The organism is Streptomyces sp. NPDC004542 (assembly GCF_040610035.1).
Lineage (GTDB): Bacteria > Actinomycetota > Actinomycetes > Streptomycetales > Streptomycetaceae > Streptomyces.
This window is the reverse complement of sequence record NZ_JBEXLP010000041.1, coordinates 20,893-35,572: the sequence shown is the minus strand read 5'-3', so window position 1 is coordinate 35,572 and position 14,680 is coordinate 20,893. Positions and strand designations below refer to the sequence as shown.

Genomic DNA, 14,680 nt, shown 5'->3' with positions numbered 1-14,680 from the left:
GCCAAGCCCCAGGCACGCCGCACCCGCAAGACCGCGGCAACCGCACCCACCACGGCCACCGCCGAAACCCCGGCCAGCCCGGCGGACGCGGAGCCAGAGGCCAAGCCCAGGGCACGCCGCACCCGCAAGACCACGGCAACCGCCGAAGCGGCGCTCGACACCGCCGAAACCACCGAGGCCAAGCCCCAGGCACGCCGCACCCGCAAGACCGCGGCAACCGCACCCACCACGGCCACCGCCGAAACCCCGGCCAGCCCGGCGGACGCGGAGCCAGAGGCCAAGCCCAGGGCACGCCGCACCCGGAAGGCCGTCGCCGAGATCCCGGCGCAGGCCGGTGGTGAGGAGGCGGAGGTCAAGCCGCGGCGCCGTACGCGCAAGACGGCGGAGGCGGCGGTCGACACCGCCGAGGCGAAGCCGAAGCCCCGCCGCACCCGCAAGACCGCGGCGGCGGCAGCCACCACGGCCACCGCCGAGGCCCCGGAGGCCTGATCCGGCACCACCGGAGCGGCATGCGACGCGGTACCCCGACGGCCCGGCCCACCCCGTGTGGGGCCGGGCCGTCGGCGTACCGCCCTTCTTCCCCTCCCGATAACCTCTGCTCATGAGCAGGCCTCCCACCTTCGTCCCGCCCCCCGGCGCCCGCGCCTACCGGCTGCGCACCGCGCGCGGTGAGTTCGCAGTCGTCGACGCGCCCGTGGCCGCCGGTGTGGAGCCCAGGGGGGTCGCGCTGCTGGTGCCCGGGTTCACGGGCAGCAAGGAGGACTTCAACCCGCTGCAGGTACCGCTCGGAGAGCGCGGCTACCGGACCGTCGCCGTCGACGGCCGCGGCCAGTTCGAGTCGGACGGGCACGAGCACGACGAATCCGTTTACGCGCAGGAGGAGTTGGCGCGGGACCTGTTGGCGCAGGTGGAGGCGCTGGGTACGGAGGTGCATCTGCTGGGGCACTCCCTGGGCGGGCAGATCTCCCGTGCCGCCGTCCTCACCGACCACTCGTCCTTCCGCTCGCTCACCCTGATGGCCTCCGGGCCGGCGCAGATCTCCGTCGGTCAGCAGCAGCGCGTGAAGCTGCTGCGCGACGCGCTCGCCGTGATGACGATGGCCGAGGTGTGGGAGACCATCCAGGCGATGGAGCTGCCCGAGGAGGCCGGCACGGGTGCGCTGGACGGCGGCCTCGACGGCCGGGAGGACCTGCGGCGCCGCTGGCTGGGCAACAAGCCCGCGCAGCTCATCGCCACCGGACGGCAGTTGTGCGCGGAGCCGGACCGGGTCGCCGAGCTGGCCGCCGTGCCGCTGCGCTTCCACGTGCTGTCCGGCGCGGCCGATGACACCTGGCCGGTGCCGCTCCTGGACGAGATGGCCGTACGGCTCCGTGCGTGCCGCACGGTCATCGAAGGTGCCCTGCACTCGCCCAACACCGACCAGCCGTCGGCGACCGCCCGCGCCCTGGCCGACTTCTGGGACGACGGCGACCACCCGGCCGGGCCGCCGGACAGCCTCTAGTACCGCCTCAGTACCGCGTCAGTACCAGGTCGGCGCTCCGGGTCGGCGCTCCGCGTCAGTACTGCGTCTGCAGGTGCTCCCAGAACCCGTCCCGCAGGGCGCGCCGCAGGTCGGCCTGGCCGCGCAGGGAGTACTGGAGGATGCCCTCGGCCTCGACGAGGAGGTCCTGGTCGACGGAGCCGGGCAGGTAGGGGTGGCCGGGCAGCAGCTCCACCAGGGCGTCCCGGCCCCGGGCGGCGAGCCACTTCGCCGCGATCTGGGCGCCGACGAAGCGGACGTCCTCGCGGGTGGGCCTGGCCGCGGCCGACGCGTCGTAGGCGAGGGCCGTGCGCCGGGAGACGTACGGCTTGAAGAACTCCAGGTCGAAGGTGCGCTGGCTGTCGACCTCCCAGAGCAGCGGCTCGGCCTGGTTGCGCCCTTCGGGGGCCTCGATGCCCCAGAGGTGGACGCGGGCGCCGTACCCCTGCGCCGCCTCCACCGCCGAGACCAGGTCCTCGTCGCCGCCGAGGAGGGCCGCGTCGCTGATCGCGCGGTGGCGGGCGAGGGACTCCAGGTCGGAGCGGATGAGCGAGTCGACGCCCTTCTGCTGGTTGTTCGCGTTGAGGTTGCCCAGACGGACCTTGACGTCGGGCAGTTCGGCGATGGTCTGCTGTTCGGCGGTGTGGATGCGGCGCCGGGCGCCGTCGTACCAGTAGACCCGCAGCAGCCTGCTGTCCGCGAAGATGGTGCGGGCGCGGTCGATCAGCGCGTCGATGAGCCCCTCGGCGTCGAGGTCGAAGGCCCGGCGGTCCTCGGTCCCGGCCACCAGTCGGCCCGCGGCCGCGTAGAGGTAGCCCGCGTCGACGAAGATCGCGTGGGTCGAGGGCGTCTTCGCCACTTCGGCGAGCATGCGCTGAAGCAGCTCGTTCGTGCGGTCGATACGGGCTTGCAGGGCCGCGAGGTCGTCGTTCATCGACTCCATTGTCCCGGCGGTCACGCTGCGAACACAACCGATCCCGGTCAGTCTCCTGATTAAGCCTTACCGGTCAGTAGTTAGTCGTTCGAAAAATTTCTTTAGCGTAGGGAATGTTTGTAACACACAGCCCGTTGAATACGTATGTCACGACGACACCAGTAGTTCTCCGCAGGAGGATGACCAGACGAAGGGAGAAGCCATGCGCTTCGAGATCATGCGACTCGACGAGGTCGACGGCAGCACCGTGGACAGCACCGTCGTGGACGCCGCCTCCGTCAACCGGATCGTGCAGCAGGCCGCCGCCGTAGGGCAGCGTCTGTGGATCCGGCCGGCCGAAACCCCGGCCTCATAACAGACGCGGATCACCGCAGAAGCTTCAGAGCCCCCGTACGGCACCGTGCCGTACGGGGGCTCTGCGCAGGGCGGGCGCACCTGGCGTTCAGGCGCCCCTGATCACCTGGAGGATGCCGTTGATGATCTGCTGCACGGCGATCGCGGACAGCATCATGCCCGCGAGCCGCGTCACCAGGACGACGCCGCCGTCCTTGATGACCCGGATGATCAGCAGCGAGTAGCGCATCACCAGCCACAGCACGACATGTATGGCGAGGATCGCGGACCACACCGACACCTGCGTGGCGACACTGCCGGCCTTCTGCACGGCCAGGATCACGGACACGATGGCTCCTGGGCCCGCCAGCAGCGGCATGCCCAGCGGCACGAGGGCGACGTTGACGTCCTTGGTCTGCTTGGGCTCGTCGGTCTTGCCGGTGAGCAGGTCGAGCGCGATCAGCAGCAGGAGCAGCCCGCCCGCGATCATCAGCGCGGGGACGGAGACTTGCAGGTAGTCGAGGATCTGGTGGCCGAGGACACCGAACACGGCGATGACGCCGCCGGCCACGCAGACCGCCTGGAACGCCATCCGCTTCTGCACCTTGGCGGGGCGTCCGGCGGTCAGGGCCAGGAAGATCGGGGTGATCCCGGGGGGATCCATGATGACGAAAAGGGTGAGGAACAGGGAGCCGAAGACGGCGACATCGAACATGGTCGGGGAGAGGCCTTGCTGGAAGAGGAACGACGGAGGAACGACAGAGGAAGGACCGGGCGGGACACGGCCGCGACCGGCACGTCCGACAGAGAGACGACCGGACCGGCAGCCGGCCGGGACCCGTGGTCGGCGGGGAGACGACCGGGACCGGCAGCCGGCAGAGACACGACCGGGACCCCGGCACGGCCGGCGGAGAGGCGGCCGGGGCGGATACGGACGAGCGGGTGAGGGCGCCGGGCCCTCAGGCTCCGCCGGTCCCCGGCACCGGGAACGCCCCGGTCGCCCGCCGGGTGATCTCCCCGTACACCTCGGGGTCCGTCGTGTACGCGCCCAGCGCCACGGTCTTCCGGCTGCCGTGGTAGTCCGAGGACCCCGTGACCAGCAGCCCCAACTCCCGCGCCAGCCCGCGCAGCCGCGCCCGGGCGTCGGCGTCGTGGTCCATGTGGTCGACCTCGATGCCGTCCAGGCCGGCCGCGGCCAGCTCGGCGATGCGGGCCTCGGGCACCGTACGGCCCCGCTTGGCCGCGGCCGGGTGCGCGAAGACGCAGACTCCGCCCGCGCCCTTGACCAGCCGGATCGCCTCGAACGGGTCGGTCTCGTGCTTCTCCACGAAGGCCCGGCCGCCGTCGGCCAGCCACTGGTCGGTGAACGCGTCGCTCACCGTGGGCACGACGCCCAGCTCGACCAGCGCGGAGGCGACGTGCGGGCGCCCGACCGAGCCCTCCCCGGCGATGCGCTTCACCTGCTCCCAGGTGACCGGCACGCCGAGTTCGTTCAGCTTGGCGATCATGCCCTTGGCCCGGGGCACCCGGTCGTCCCGGACGAGCTCGCGCTCGGCGAGCAGGGCGGGCTCCTCGGGGTCGAAGAGGTAGGCCAGCATGTGCAGGGAGATGCCGTCGATGCGGCAGGACAGCTCGGCGCCGGGGACCAGGGTGAGGCCCTCGGGCAGCGCGGCGATGGCCTCGGCGTACCCGCGGGTGGTGTCGTGGTCGGTCAGCGCGACGACGTCCAGACCGGCCGCGGCGGCGTTCTTCACCAGTTCGGCCGGGGTGTCCGTGCCGTCGGAGGCCGTGGAGTGGCAGTGCAGATCGATGCGCACGACGCGGACTCCAGACGGGACGGTACGGAAGGGGACACCTAAGGATAGCGGTGCCGAAGGGATGCCCCGTCACACCCGCAACCGCCCTGCGCCCCCTACACCCCGCGGTCCCCCTACAGCCCCCTCGCAGGAGGCCCTCACAGTCCCCCTGCGGTGCCCCTGCAGTCCCCTCGCAGGCCCCCACAGTCCCCCCGCGGTCCCCCACGGTCCCCCTGGAGCCGCCCCTCAGGGCTCCAGCAGCCGGGGGGACAGCGCGCCGCAGGGCACGAGCTCCAGCTCCGCCCCGGCGTCCCGCAGGTCCGTGAGGACCAGCTCGTCGTACATGAGCAGCCCGGTCGTCTCCGGCCACACCACCGCCCACAGCCAGAGTCCGAGCGCCTCACCCGCGAAGACGGCGCGGTCGTCGGGGGTGCGGTAGACGTGCCAGAGCGGGGTGGGGCGGCCGGCGGCGAGGACCTTGGCCTGCGGCGGCTTCTCGACGTTCATGTACGGCCCCGGGTCCGGGGCGTCGATGCCCGCGTAGCGCGCGCCGAGGCCGACGCCGAGTTCCTCGGCGACCAGGATCAGCTCCCCCACCCCGCCGAGCGGGCCGGGTCCGGAGCAGGCCACGGCGGTGGCCCGGCCGCCGCTGCGGTCGTCACCGGCGTACCGCACGCCGGTGAACAGCCAGCCGACCGGCAGCGGCCATGGCATCCACACCGGCACCTGGGTGCGATGCAGGACCACGTTGAGCGCCTCGACGCTGGGCGGGATCACGGGCTGCAGCGGATGCACCGATCCGTGCGCATCACACTGCCAGGAATCGGCGAAAAGACCGGGAGCCCTGACCCGGCCACCACACTTCGGGCAACTGGGTTCGCCCCTCATAGGGCTCCACGGTCCTACCCGCACAGCGCCACGTCAAGGACGATCACCCGTCCGGAGGCGACACCTGACCGGGAGGAGCTAGATGCATCTTGCATTAATTAGACACCCTAACGTATCGTGTGTATATACCAACTACCTCAGTGGACGGGAGAGAGGGCATGGACACCTTCGATGCGGGGGCCGGCGGCCTCCTGCGACAGCCCAAGGCGGTCTGGGCGACGGCCGGTGCCTCCGTCGTCGCCTTCATGGGCATCGGCCTGGTCGACCCGATCCTGCCGTCCATCGCCCGGGGCCTCGACGCCACGCCCAGCCAGGTGTCGCTGCTCTTCACCTCGTACTTCCTGATCACCGCCGTCGCGATGCTGCTCACCGGCTTCGTCTCCAGCCGTATCGGCGGCCGCAAGACCCTGCTGCTCGGTCTCGCCTTCGTGGTGGTCTTCGCCGGGCTCGCCGGCACCTCCGGCTCGGTCGCCGAACTCGTCGGCTTCCGGGCCGGCTGGGGGCTCGGCAACGCCCTGTTCGTCTCGACCGCCCTCGCGGTCATCGTCGGGTCCGCGGCCGGCGGCAGCGCCGCGGCGATCCTGCTCTACGAGTCCGCCCTCGGCCTCGGCATGGCCTGCGGCCCGCTGCTGGGCGCGGTGCTCGGCAACATCAGCTGGCGCTACCCCTTCTTCGGCACGGCCACGCTGATGGCGGTCGGCTTCCTGTGCATCACGGCGTTCCTGAAGGAGCAGCCGAAGCCCGCCCGCAAGACCTCGGTCCTGGACCCCGTCAAGGCGCTGGGCCACGGCGGCCTGGCCTCGGCGGCGGTCTCGGCGTTCTTCTACAACTACACGTTCTTCACCGTGCTGGCCTTCACCCCGTTCGTGCTGGACATGACTCCGTACCGTTCGGGCGCCGTGTTCTTCGCCTGGGGCCTGCTCCTCGCCGTCTTCTCGGTGATCGTGGCGCCGCGCATGCAGGAGCGGTTCGGCTCGCTGAAGGTGCTCGGCGGCTCCCTGGTGCTGCTCGCCGCCGACGTGCTGGTCCTCGGTTACGGCGGGCACACCGCGGCGATCGTCTGCACGATCCTGTCCGGCGCCTTCATCGGCGTGAACAACACGGTCTACACCGAGCTGGCCCTGGGCGTCTCGGACGCGCCGCGGCCGGTGGCGAGCGCGGGCTACAACTTCGTGCGGTGGTTCGCGGCCGCGGCGGCGCCCTACTTCGCGCCGAAGATCGAGGAGTGGACCGACATCCACGTCCCGTTCGTGGTCGCGGCGGTCACCGCGGTACTGGGCGCGCTGGTCGTCCTCGTACGGCGCGGCGCCCTCACGTACGAGGCCGAGGAGCTCCAGACCTCGCACGCCGTCGAGGACGGGGTCACCGTCTTCGCCAACTGACCGCGCCCGGGCGGCGCTTGGTGAGCTTGCTCACTCCAGCGGGACGGACCTGCGGGAAGGATCCCTCAGATCCGTCCCGTTCGTCAGCCAGCGCTCCTGAAGGGCCTGCGCGCCGTGCACCCGTTTCCAGGCGGCCTCGTTCGCGGTCATCGGCAGCAGCGGCAGGAACCGCACGGGATCCATCGGCTCGTCGAGCTCCAGAAGATCCTCCACCAGACCACCCGGCTCACCGACCAGCACCGAGGTGAAGGGCGCCTGGGGCCACAGCGGCCCGCCCACGTCCAGGGAGGCACCGGGGGCCACCACCACACCCTCCACCTGCGGGGACGCGGCGAGTACGGCCAGCGGGCGCAGTACCTTGTCGGTCTCCGCCAGACCCGCGCGCACGGACAGGACCAGCTCGGCGCGGGGGCCCTTGACCGGATCGGCGAGCATCGCCGTGGGATCCGTCATGGGGTGCGCGGACATGCCGAGCGTGGCGTAGCGGACGACGTCCCCCTCCTGGAAGCGGAGCACCTCGACGCGGTCCGTGCCGAGGAAGGTGACCGCGGCGCGCGCGTCCGGTTCCCCCAGCGCGGCGCTCAAACGGGCCTCGACGAGCGGCAGAACATCAACCATGCGGTGAGCATAGAACTCGTCAGCAGCGGGCAAAGCGGCGCCTTGACACTTCGGGCGGCTGGTACTCTGAGCCGGTGGTTCGGGGCAGCACGCAGAAGCGTGGCTATCGGGTCCCGACGCCGACGAGACTCCCTCACGAGGGACCGGCCGGAGGAGGTGGGGCTGTCATGGATCGAAGTCGACCGTGCAGTACCACTCGCTCTTCCGGCTGCTGATGAGTTTCCGGCTGTCTGCCGCCTTCACGTTCGCATCGTCGTTCGGTTGTTGTTCGGTCGTCGTTCGGAAGAGCACTTCGTTTCGCTTTGCCTGATCTGCCTGATCTGAATCAGTAGCGAAACCGCCACCGCGACGGTGCGGTGCTCCCCGCTTTGTGGACGTGCCAAACATCCGCAGTGAATACGTCCTCATTCCGGGTAGTTCCACCCGCCACCGGCGGTCTTTCGTTGCTCGCCTGCGAAGGAGCCTGCCCATGTCGATGATCCGCGACCTGCGCGCCGTCGTCCGCCCCTCCCGTGTCTCGCTGCGCAAGGACACCGGCGCGTACGACACCACCCGCGACCCCGGCACCCCGTCGGCCGTCGTCGACTGCGCCGTCTACCGCGACGGCGCCCGCGTGGACTTCGGCACGTCGCTCACCCCCCAGGAGGCGATGCGCCAGGTACGGCGCGACGGGGGCTTCGTGTGGATCGGGCTGCACGAGCCGACCGAGGCCGAATTCGCCGGAATCGCCGGTGAGTTCGGGCTGCACCCGCTGGCCGTCGAGGACGCCGTGCAGGCCCACCAGCGGCCGAAGCTGGAGCGCTACGACGACTCGCTCTTCACCGTCTTCAAGACCATCCACTACGTCGAGCACGACCGGCTCACCGGCGACAGCGAGGTCGTGGAGACCGGCGAGGTCATGTGCTTCACCGGCCGGGACTTCTTCATCACCGTCCGGCACGGCGGGCAGGGCTCGCTGCGGGCGCTCAGGCACCGGCTGCAGGACGACCCCGAACTGCTCGCCAAGGGCCCCTCGGCGGTGCTGCACGCCATCGCCGACCACGTCGTCGACGGGTACATCGCGGTGGCCGACGCCGTGCAGGACGACATCGACGAGGTGGAGACCGAGGTCTTCTCACCCGGCCGCAAGGGCGGGGTCTCCCGTGGTGTGGACTCGGCGCGGATCTACCAACTCAAGCGGGAGGTACTGGAGTTCAAGCGCGCGGTGTCGCCCCTGCTGCGGCCCATGCAGCTGCTGAGCGAGCGGCCGATGCGGCTGATCGACCCCGACATCCAGAAGTACTTCCGGGACGTCGCCGACCACCTCGCCCGGGTCCAGGAGCAGGTGCTGGGCTTCGACGAGCTGCTGAACTCCATCCTCCAGGCCAACCTCGCGCAGGCGTCCGTCGCGCAGAACGAGGACATGCGCAAGATCACCGCCTGGGCCGCGATCATCGCCGTGCCGACGATGGTGTGCGGGGTGTACGGCATGAACTTCACCTACATGCCCGAGCTGCACTGGAAGTACGGCTACCCGGCGATCATGGGCGTCACGGTGGTCATCTGCCTCGGCATCCACCGCACGCTGAAGCGCAACGGCTGGCTGTAGGGCCTGTCGGCCCCTGGTTAGGCTGGGCACATGACACGTGCGGAGCTGCTCGACCGGGCCCTCGTCGAGGAGGCCACCAAGAAGTCCGGCCTCGTCTGGGTCAAGGGCGCCGGCGTCCCGGCCGCGCGTGCGCTGTGGCACGTGTGGCACGAGGGCGCGGTGTGCCTGGTCGGCGACGGGCCCGGGGAGCAGCCGCTGCCCGGCCTGGCCGACGGCGGTCCGGCCGAGGTCACCGTGCGCAGCAAGGACAAGGGCGGCCGGCTGGTCACCTGGACCGCCACCGTGTCCGAGCTCGCGCCCGGTTCCGAGGCGTGGGAGGCGGCGGTCGCCGAGCTGAAGGGCAAGCGTCTGAACGCGCCCGACGGCGAGGCGATGACGCGGCGCTGGCTCAGCGAGTGCCGGGTGCTGCGTCTGGTGCCGACGGGACCGTCGCTGCCGCTGCCGGAAGGCAGCCTGGCCGAGCCGCCGGTGCCGTCGCCGGCCACGACGCGCCGACCGGTCCCGGCGGGGCTGCCGCGGTTGCTCGCGAAGCGGCGCAAGCGGACCTAGCCGAGCCGCGCGCGGTGCGACTCCACCGGAGACCGGTGCCGTGGCGGACACCGGTGCCATCGCCCGCCACGACGCGCCGACCGGTCCCGGCGAGGCTGCCGCGGTTGCTCGCGAAGCGGCGCAAGCGGACCTAGCCGAGCCGCGCGCGATGCGACTCCACCGGGGACCGGTGCCGTGGCGGACACCGGTGCCGTGGCGGGATCGCCTTCGCAGCGGGACCGCTCGGCCGCGGGCCGGACCGGCACGGCCGGCTCCTGCGGCCGCGGGCCGGGTAGCCCGGCCGCTCCCGACCGCTCGGCCACCGGGCCGGGAAGGTCCCGAAGGCCCGGAAGGTCCGCGGCGGCGCCCCGCCCCCGTGGCGCCCCTATGACGTCGGCAACTGCTTCCCGTAGTCCACCGTGTCGCCCTTGGCCGGTTCGGAGACGGTGAAGTCCTTGCCCCAGTCCGAGAAGCGGAGCGTCCCCGCTCCGCCGCCGCGGACCAGGCGGAGCGGATACGGCTTGCCCTCGAGGGAGACGTCCAGCGTGCCGCCGGAGCCCTTGTCGCCGGTGACGCGGATGGTGCGGGTGCCGGACTGCTGGTGGTGACCCTCCCTCGCCAGCGTGCCGTGCAGGGTCAGCAGACCGTCGAGGAGGAGGTCCTTGTCCGTGAAGCCGATGAACTTCTTGTACGCGGGGTCGGCCGTCGGCACCTTGACGTACTTGCCGTCGAGCTTGCCCGCGGCCCCCGTGCCCCCGTCGCCGCCGTCGGCGTGGTCCCAGAAGTCCGCGTCGGCCTTGAGGTACAGCTGCTCGCCGATCCGCAGCAGCCGGAAGGTGCCGCCCTTGGAGGTGACCGAGCCCGTGCCGCCGTCGTCCTTCAGCCGCATGTCCAGGGTGTACGTCCGCCCGCTGGTGACCACGGTCCCCGACAGCCGCACCGTCGCCGCGGACCGGGCCGCCGTGCGCGTCCGCGACTGGATCTTGTCCGGGGCCAGCTTGCCGACCCCGTTCGTGCCCGCGTCCGGATCCTCGCTGCCGCACCCCGCGAGCGCCGCCCCGGTCACGACCAATGCGCACGTCGCGCTCAGCAGCGCGGTACGGCGAGTACGGCCCTGGGGAATCGCAGTCACAGGTGGGGCTGCCTTTCTGACGGGTCCTGAGCGGCGTACGGCAGCGTACCGGGGCGGCGCACCGCCGTCGGAGCCAGTCCGTCCGGACCGCTCACCAGCGCGTCCGCCATCGGGACGGGCTAGCCTGAACCCCACCCCAGCGGGCAATTCGGATAACGAGCGCATCCAGCGCCACAGCCCGGAACACCCCGTACGAGAAGGAAGCACAGCCATGGCAGCCGGCGTCCCCCGCATCTTCGTCTCGCACCTCGCCGGTGTCCCCGTCTTCGATCCGAACGGCGACCAGGTGGGCCGCGTCCGCGACCTGGTCGTCATGCTGCGCGTCGCACGGCGCCCCCCGAGGCTGCTCGGGCTGGTCGTCGAACTGACCACCCGGCGCCGCATCTTCCTGCCCATGACCCGGGTGACGAGCATCGAGTCCGGTCAGGTCATCTCCACCGGTGTGCTCAACGTCCGCCGGTTCGAACAGCGGCCCACCGAACGCCTCGCCTTCGGGGAACTGCTCGACCGGCGCGTCCAGCTCGTCGAGACCGGCGAGGAGGTGACCGTGCTGGACCTGTCGGTGCAGCAGCTGCCGGCCCGCCGGGACTGGGAGGTCGACCGGGTCTTCGTGCGCAAGGGCAGGAAGGGCGGCGCCTTCCGGCGGGCGAAGGGCGAGACGCTGACCGTGGAGTGGTCCGCCGTCACCGGGTTCTCCCTCGAGGAACAGGGGCAGGGCGCCGAGAGCCTGCTGGCCACCTTCGAGCAGCTGCGCCCCGCCGACCTGGCCAACGTGCTGCACCACCTCTCCGCCAAGCGGCGCGCCGAGGTCGCCGCCGCCCTCGACGACGACCGGCTCGCCGATGTCCTGGAGGAGCTGCCGGAGGACGACCAGATCGAGATCCTCGGCAAGCTGAAGGAGGAGCGCGCGGCGGACGTCCTGGAGGCCATGGACCCCGACGACGCGGCCGACCTGCTCGCCGAGCTGCCCGAGGAGGACAAGGAGCGGCTGCTGAGCCTGATGCAGCCCGGCGACGCGGCCGACATGCGGCGCCTGATGTCGTACGAGGAGCACACCGCGGGCGGTCTGATGACCACCGAGCCGATCGTGCTGCGGCCGGACGCCACGGTCGCCGACGCCCTCGCCCGGGTCCGCAACGCCGACCTCTCCCCCGCGCTCGCCGCCCAGGTCTACGTCTGCCGCCCGCCGGACGACACGCCGACCGGCAAGTACCTCGGCACGGTCCACTTCCAGCGCCTGCTGCGCGACCCCCCGTACACCCTGGTCAGCTCGCTCGTCGACGACGACTTGCAACCGCTCGCCCCGGACGCCGCGCTGCCGGTCGTCGCCGGGTTCTTCGCCACGTACGACATGGTCGCGGCGCCCGTCGTCGACGAGTCCGGGTCGCTGCTGGGGGCGGTCACCGTGGACGACGTGCTGGACCACATGCTGCCGGAGGACTGGCGGGAGACGGAGTTCCACCTGGCCGAGGAGGACGGGCCGGGGACAGCGGAGACGGACGAGGCGGACGAGGCGGATGAGGCGGACAAGGGGGTGGGCGCCCATGACTCCTGAGCGCGAGACCGTCCGCGAGCGCACGCTCGCGGGGGCCACCGCCGCCACCCGGCAGCGCGCGCCCCGCCTCGACCAGCCGAGTCAGCCCCGGCACCGGATCCTGCCCGAGTGGGACCCGGAGGCCTTCGGCCGGCTGTCGGAGAAGATCGCCCGTTTCCTCGGCACGGGCCGCTTCATCGTCTGGATGACGGTCGTCATCGTGATGTGGGTGCTGTGGAACGTCGCCGCGCCGGCGGCGCTGCGCTTCGACCAGTACCCGTTCATCTTCTTGACCCTGATGCTGTCGCTGCAGGCCTCCTACGCGGCCCCGCTGATCCTGCTGGCGCAGAACCGGCAGGACGACCGCGACCGGGTCAATCTCGAGCAGGACCGCAAGCAGAACGAGCGGTCCATCGCCGACACCGAGTACCTGACCCGGGAGATCGCGGCGCTGCGCACGGGTCTGGGCGAGGTCGCCACCCGCGACTGGCTCCGCTCGGAACTGCAGGACGTGGTCAAGGAACTGGAGGCGCGGCGCCGCTCGGACGGCCACGTGGTGATACCGGCGGTCCCACCGGTGCCACCGGTTCCGGCGGAACGGACAGAACAGTCGCCCGGACGTGACGCAGACGACCGCTGAGGGGCTACCCGGAGGCCCCTCGGGGCGCCGTACCATCGTTCCTATGGCTACGGAAGACGCGGTGCGCGAGGCACTGGCGACGGTGAACGACCCCGAGATCAACCGACCCATCACCGAACTGGGGATGGTCAAATCGGTGGAGCTCGGCGCGGACGGGGCGGTCGCGGTCACCGTGTTCCTGACGGTCTCCGGGTGCCCGATGCGCGAGACGATCACGCAGCGCGTCACCGAGGCGGTCGCCCGGGTCGAGGGCGTCACCCGCGTCGACGTCACGCTCGACGTGATGAGCGACGAGCAGCGGCGCGAGCTGGCGGCCGCCCTGCGCGGCGGCCAGGCCGAGCGCGAGGTGCCCTTCGCCAAGCCCGGCAACCTGACCCGGGTGTACGCGGTCGCCTCCGGCAAGGGCGGCGTGGGCAAGTCCTCGGTCACCGTGAACCTCGCGGCGGCGATGGCGGCCGACGGCCTCAAGGTGGGCGTGGTCGACGCCGACATCTACGGCCACTCGGTGCCGCGGATGCTGGGCGCCGACGGCCGCCCCACCCAGGTCGAGAACATGATCATGCCGCCGTCCGCGAACGGCGTGAAGGTCATCTCCATCGGCATGTTCACCCCGGGCAACGCGCCGGTCGTCTGGCGTGGCCCGATGCTGCACCGCGCCCTCCAGCAGTTCCTCGCGGACGTCTACTGGGGCGACCTCGACGTGCTGCTCCTGGACCTGCCGCCCGGCACCGGCGACATCGCCATCTCGGTGGCCCAGCTGGTCCCGAACGCCGAGATCCTGGTCGTGACCACCCCGCAGCAGGCGGCGGCCGAGGTGGCCGAGCGGGCGGGCTCCATCGCCGTGCAGACCCACCAGAAGATCGTCGGCGTCGTCGAGAACATGTCCGGGCTGCCCTGCCCGCACTGCGGCGAGATGGTCGACGTCTTCGGCACCGGCGGCGGCCAGCTGGTCGCCGACGGCCTCACCCGCACCACGGGCGCGACCGTGCCGGTCCTCGGCAACATCCCCATCGACGTCCGCCTCCGCGAGGGCGGCGACGAGGGCAAGCCGGTGGTCCTGACCGACCCGGACTCCCCGGCGGGCTCCGCCCTGCGGGCGATCGCGGGGAAGCTCGGGGGCAGGCAGCGGGGGCTTTCGGGGCTGTCGCTGGGGATCACTCCGAAGAACAAGTTCTAGGGCTGCCGCGCCAGGACCCGAGTGACGAGGGGGGCCGACGTCTTCGGACGGCGGCCCCTCGTCGTACGCCTCGCGCCGCGGCCGCGGTCAGGGGCCGCCCTCCCGCGCGCCCTCGCGCCCGGGGCACAGATCGAGCGGGGTGTGCACAGCTGGATCACCCGGTAGGAGCCCTCCTCGGCCGGTCCGGCCTCCTCATGCCGCACGAACCGCCACTGCGAGGCCTTGGTGTGCCGCGTCGTGCCCGCCTTCTCCACGTGCGAGCGGAGCGTGCGGGAGCGGGGGTCGTTGGTCTCCACCAGCACCTCGTCCGCGGCGAGGGGGAAATGGTCGTGCAGGAGGCACAGGCCGAAGCGGTCCAGATTTCCGTGTTTCGCCAGTACTGCCACCAGGTCCCGGACGAATTCCGCATCCTGGGGCCCCAGCTCCTCGGCCTCCTCGAAGCGGGGCAGTGGATTCCTCGGGGCGGTCGCCTCTGTGTCGGTCATGGCTCCTCAGCCAGATCGCCTGGATTGTCGTGCAGTTCACGGCTGTCGTGGGCATCTGGTACAACCTGACCCGTCATGAGGTCCCGCGGCCGGGCCCGGACGCCGCTCGGCACCCGGGCCCGGGCC

At 71.7% G+C, this 14,680-nt stretch carries 15 protein-coding genes and 1 pseudogene; 9 read left to right on the top strand and 7 right to left on the bottom strand.

The annotated features are described in order from the left end of the window. Both ABZX30_RS22380 and ABZX30_RS22375 read left to right on the top strand, forming a co-directional pair. Window positions 1–489, top strand: a pseudogene (locus ABZX30_RS22380) (hypothetical protein); the annotation flags it as partial. A 112-nt stretch (window positions 490–601) separates the two neighbouring features. Further along, window positions 602–1,501: an alpha/beta hydrolase gene (locus ABZX30_RS22375; RefSeq protein WP_355935992.1), complete on the top strand. Its 900-nt coding sequence runs from the start codon at window positions 602–604 to the stop codon at window positions 1,499–1,501. Window positions 1,502–1,556: 55 nt separating this feature from the next. Here ABZX30_RS22375 and ABZX30_RS22370 read toward each other — a convergent pair whose 3' ends face one another. Continuing rightward, window positions 1,557–2,462 (bottom strand): NYN domain-containing protein, encoded by a 906-nt coding sequence (locus ABZX30_RS22370; protein WP_355936060.1) that lies wholly within the window; start codon window positions 2,460–2,462, stop codon window positions 1,557–1,559. A 193-nt stretch (window positions 2,463–2,655) separates the two neighbouring features. Here ABZX30_RS22370 and ABZX30_RS22365 point away from each other — a divergent pair, with 193 nt between their 5' ends. Further along, on the top strand, window positions 2,656–2,808 hold the full coding sequence (locus tag ABZX30_RS22365; protein WP_355935990.1) for a hypothetical protein: 153 nt from the start codon (window positions 2,656–2,658) through the stop codon (window positions 2,806–2,808). Window positions 2,809–2,895: 87 nt separating this feature from the next. On the opposite strand, the gene ABZX30_RS22360 is transcribed toward ABZX30_RS22365, so the two are convergent. From ABZX30_RS22360 to ABZX30_RS22350, 3 genes are all read right to left on the bottom strand, one after another. Then, the gene (locus tag ABZX30_RS22360; RefSeq protein ID WP_355935988.1) at window positions 2,896–3,501 is read right to left on the bottom strand and encodes a MarC family protein; all 606 of its coding nucleotides are present in this window, start codon (window positions 3,499–3,501) and stop codon (window positions 2,896–2,898) included. A gap of 244 nt (window positions 3,502–3,745) precedes the next feature. Further along, window positions 3,746–4,603 (bottom strand): PHP domain-containing protein, encoded by an 858-nt coding sequence (locus ABZX30_RS22355; protein WP_355935985.1) that lies wholly within the window; start codon window positions 4,601–4,603, stop codon window positions 3,746–3,748. 225 nt (window positions 4,604–4,828) lie between these two features. Next, on the bottom strand, window positions 4,829–5,470 hold the full coding sequence (locus tag ABZX30_RS22350; protein WP_355935983.1) for a DUF6758 family protein: 642 nt from the start codon (window positions 5,468–5,470) through the stop codon (window positions 4,829–4,831). Between the two features lie 158 nt (window positions 5,471–5,628). Here ABZX30_RS22350 and ABZX30_RS22345 point away from each other — a divergent pair, with 158 nt between their 5' ends. Then, complete coding sequence (locus ABZX30_RS22345; RefSeq protein ID WP_355935981.1) at window positions 5,629–6,852, top strand: MFS transporter; 1,224 nt, start codon at window positions 5,629–5,631, stop codon at window positions 6,850–6,852. A gap of 30 nt (window positions 6,853–6,882) precedes the next feature. Here ABZX30_RS22345 and ABZX30_RS22340 read toward each other — a convergent pair whose 3' ends face one another. Next, on the bottom strand, window positions 6,883–7,470 hold the full coding sequence (locus tag ABZX30_RS22340) for a suppressor of fused domain protein (RefSeq protein WP_355935978.1): 588 nt from the start codon (window positions 7,468–7,470) through the stop codon (window positions 6,883–6,885). Between the two features lie 469 nt (window positions 7,471–7,939). Between ABZX30_RS22340 and ABZX30_RS22335 the strand changes: the two genes are divergently transcribed. Both ABZX30_RS22335 and ABZX30_RS22330 read left to right on the top strand, forming a co-directional pair. Then, entirely contained in the window at window positions 7,940–9,058 is a 1,119-nt protein-coding gene (locus ABZX30_RS22335; RefSeq protein WP_355935976.1) for a magnesium and cobalt transport protein CorA, read from the top strand. Between the two features lie 30 nt (window positions 9,059–9,088). Further along, window positions 9,089–9,607, top strand: coding sequence for a hypothetical protein (locus ABZX30_RS22330; RefSeq protein WP_355935974.1), 519 nt, complete (start codon window positions 9,089–9,091; stop codon window positions 9,605–9,607). A 364-nt stretch (window positions 9,608–9,971) separates the two neighbouring features. Here ABZX30_RS22330 and ABZX30_RS22325 read toward each other — a convergent pair whose 3' ends face one another. After that, on the bottom strand, window positions 9,972–10,718 hold the full coding sequence (locus tag ABZX30_RS22325) for a hypothetical protein (RefSeq protein WP_355935971.1): 747 nt from the start codon (window positions 10,716–10,718) through the stop codon (window positions 9,972–9,974). Between the two features lie 211 nt (window positions 10,719–10,929). On the opposite strand from ABZX30_RS22325, the gene ABZX30_RS22320 reads away from it, so the two are divergent. Genes ABZX30_RS22320 through ABZX30_RS22310 form a run of 3 tightly spaced genes read left to right on the top strand, consistent with a single transcriptional unit; the run spans window position 10,930 to window position 14,069 of the window. Then, complete coding sequence (locus ABZX30_RS22320; RefSeq protein WP_355935970.1) at window positions 10,930–12,273, top strand: CBS domain-containing protein; 1,344 nt, start codon at window positions 10,930–10,932, stop codon at window positions 12,271–12,273. Continuing rightward, a complete protein-coding gene (locus ABZX30_RS22315) occupies window positions 12,263–12,892 on the top strand; it encodes a DUF1003 domain-containing protein (protein WP_355935968.1) in 630 nt (209 codons plus the stop codon). Before ABZX30_RS22320 ends, ABZX30_RS22315 begins: the two co-directional genes overlap by 11 nt. 43 nt (window positions 12,893–12,935) lie before the next feature. Then, a complete protein-coding gene (locus ABZX30_RS22310) occupies window positions 12,936–14,069 on the top strand; it encodes an Mrp/NBP35 family ATP-binding protein (protein WP_355935965.1) in 1,134 nt (377 codons plus the stop codon). Here the strand turns inward: ABZX30_RS22310 and ABZX30_RS22305 are convergent. After that, entirely contained in the window at window positions 14,066–14,554 is a 489-nt protein-coding gene (locus ABZX30_RS22305) for a hypothetical protein (RefSeq protein ID WP_355935963.1), read from the bottom strand. The genes ABZX30_RS22310 and ABZX30_RS22305 overlap by 4 nt on opposite strands. Between the last annotated feature and the right edge of the window lie 126 nt (window positions 14,555–14,680).

Coding starts and splice junctions, on each gene's coding strand:
- ABZX30_RS22375 (WP_355935992.1), top strand. CDS start 602: ATGAGCAGGCCTCCCACCTTCGTCCCGCCCCCCGGCGCCCGCGCCTAC.
- ABZX30_RS22370 (WP_355936060.1), bottom strand. CDS start 2,462: ATGGAGTCGATGAACGACGACCTCGCGGCCCTGCAAGCCCGTATCGAC.
- ABZX30_RS22365 (WP_355935990.1), top strand. CDS start 2,656: ATGCGCTTCGAGATCATGCGACTCGACGAGGTCGACGGCAGCACCGTG.
- ABZX30_RS22360 (WP_355935988.1), bottom strand. CDS start 3,501: ATGTTCGATGTCGCCGTCTTCGGCTCCCTGTTCCTCACCCTTTTCGTC.
- ABZX30_RS22350 (WP_355935983.1), bottom strand. CDS start 5,470: ATGAGGGGCGAACCCAGTTGCCCGAAGTGTGGTGGCCGGGTCAGGGCT.
- ABZX30_RS22345 (WP_355935981.1), top strand. CDS start 5,629: ATGGACACCTTCGATGCGGGGGCCGGCGGCCTCCTGCGACAGCCCAAG.
- ABZX30_RS22340 (WP_355935978.1), bottom strand. CDS start 7,470: ATGGTTGATGTTCTGCCGCTCGTCGAGGCCCGTTTGAGCGCCGCGCTG.
- ABZX30_RS22335 (WP_355935976.1), top strand. CDS start 7,940: ATGTCGATGATCCGCGACCTGCGCGCCGTCGTCCGCCCCTCCCGTGTC.
- ABZX30_RS22330 (WP_355935974.1), top strand. CDS start 9,089: ATGACACGTGCGGAGCTGCTCGACCGGGCCCTCGTCGAGGAGGCCACC.
- ABZX30_RS22320 (WP_355935970.1), top strand. CDS start 10,930: ATGGCAGCCGGCGTCCCCCGCATCTTCGTCTCGCACCTCGCCGGTGTC.
- ABZX30_RS22315 (WP_355935968.1), top strand. CDS start 12,263: ATGACTCCTGAGCGCGAGACCGTCCGCGAGCGCACGCTCGCGGGGGCC.
- ABZX30_RS22310 (WP_355935965.1), top strand. CDS start 12,936: ATGGCTACGGAAGACGCGGTGCGCGAGGCACTGGCGACGGTGAACGAC.
- ABZX30_RS22305 (WP_355935963.1), bottom strand. CDS start 14,554: ATGACCGACACAGAGGCGACCGCCCCGAGGAATCCACTGCCCCGCTTC.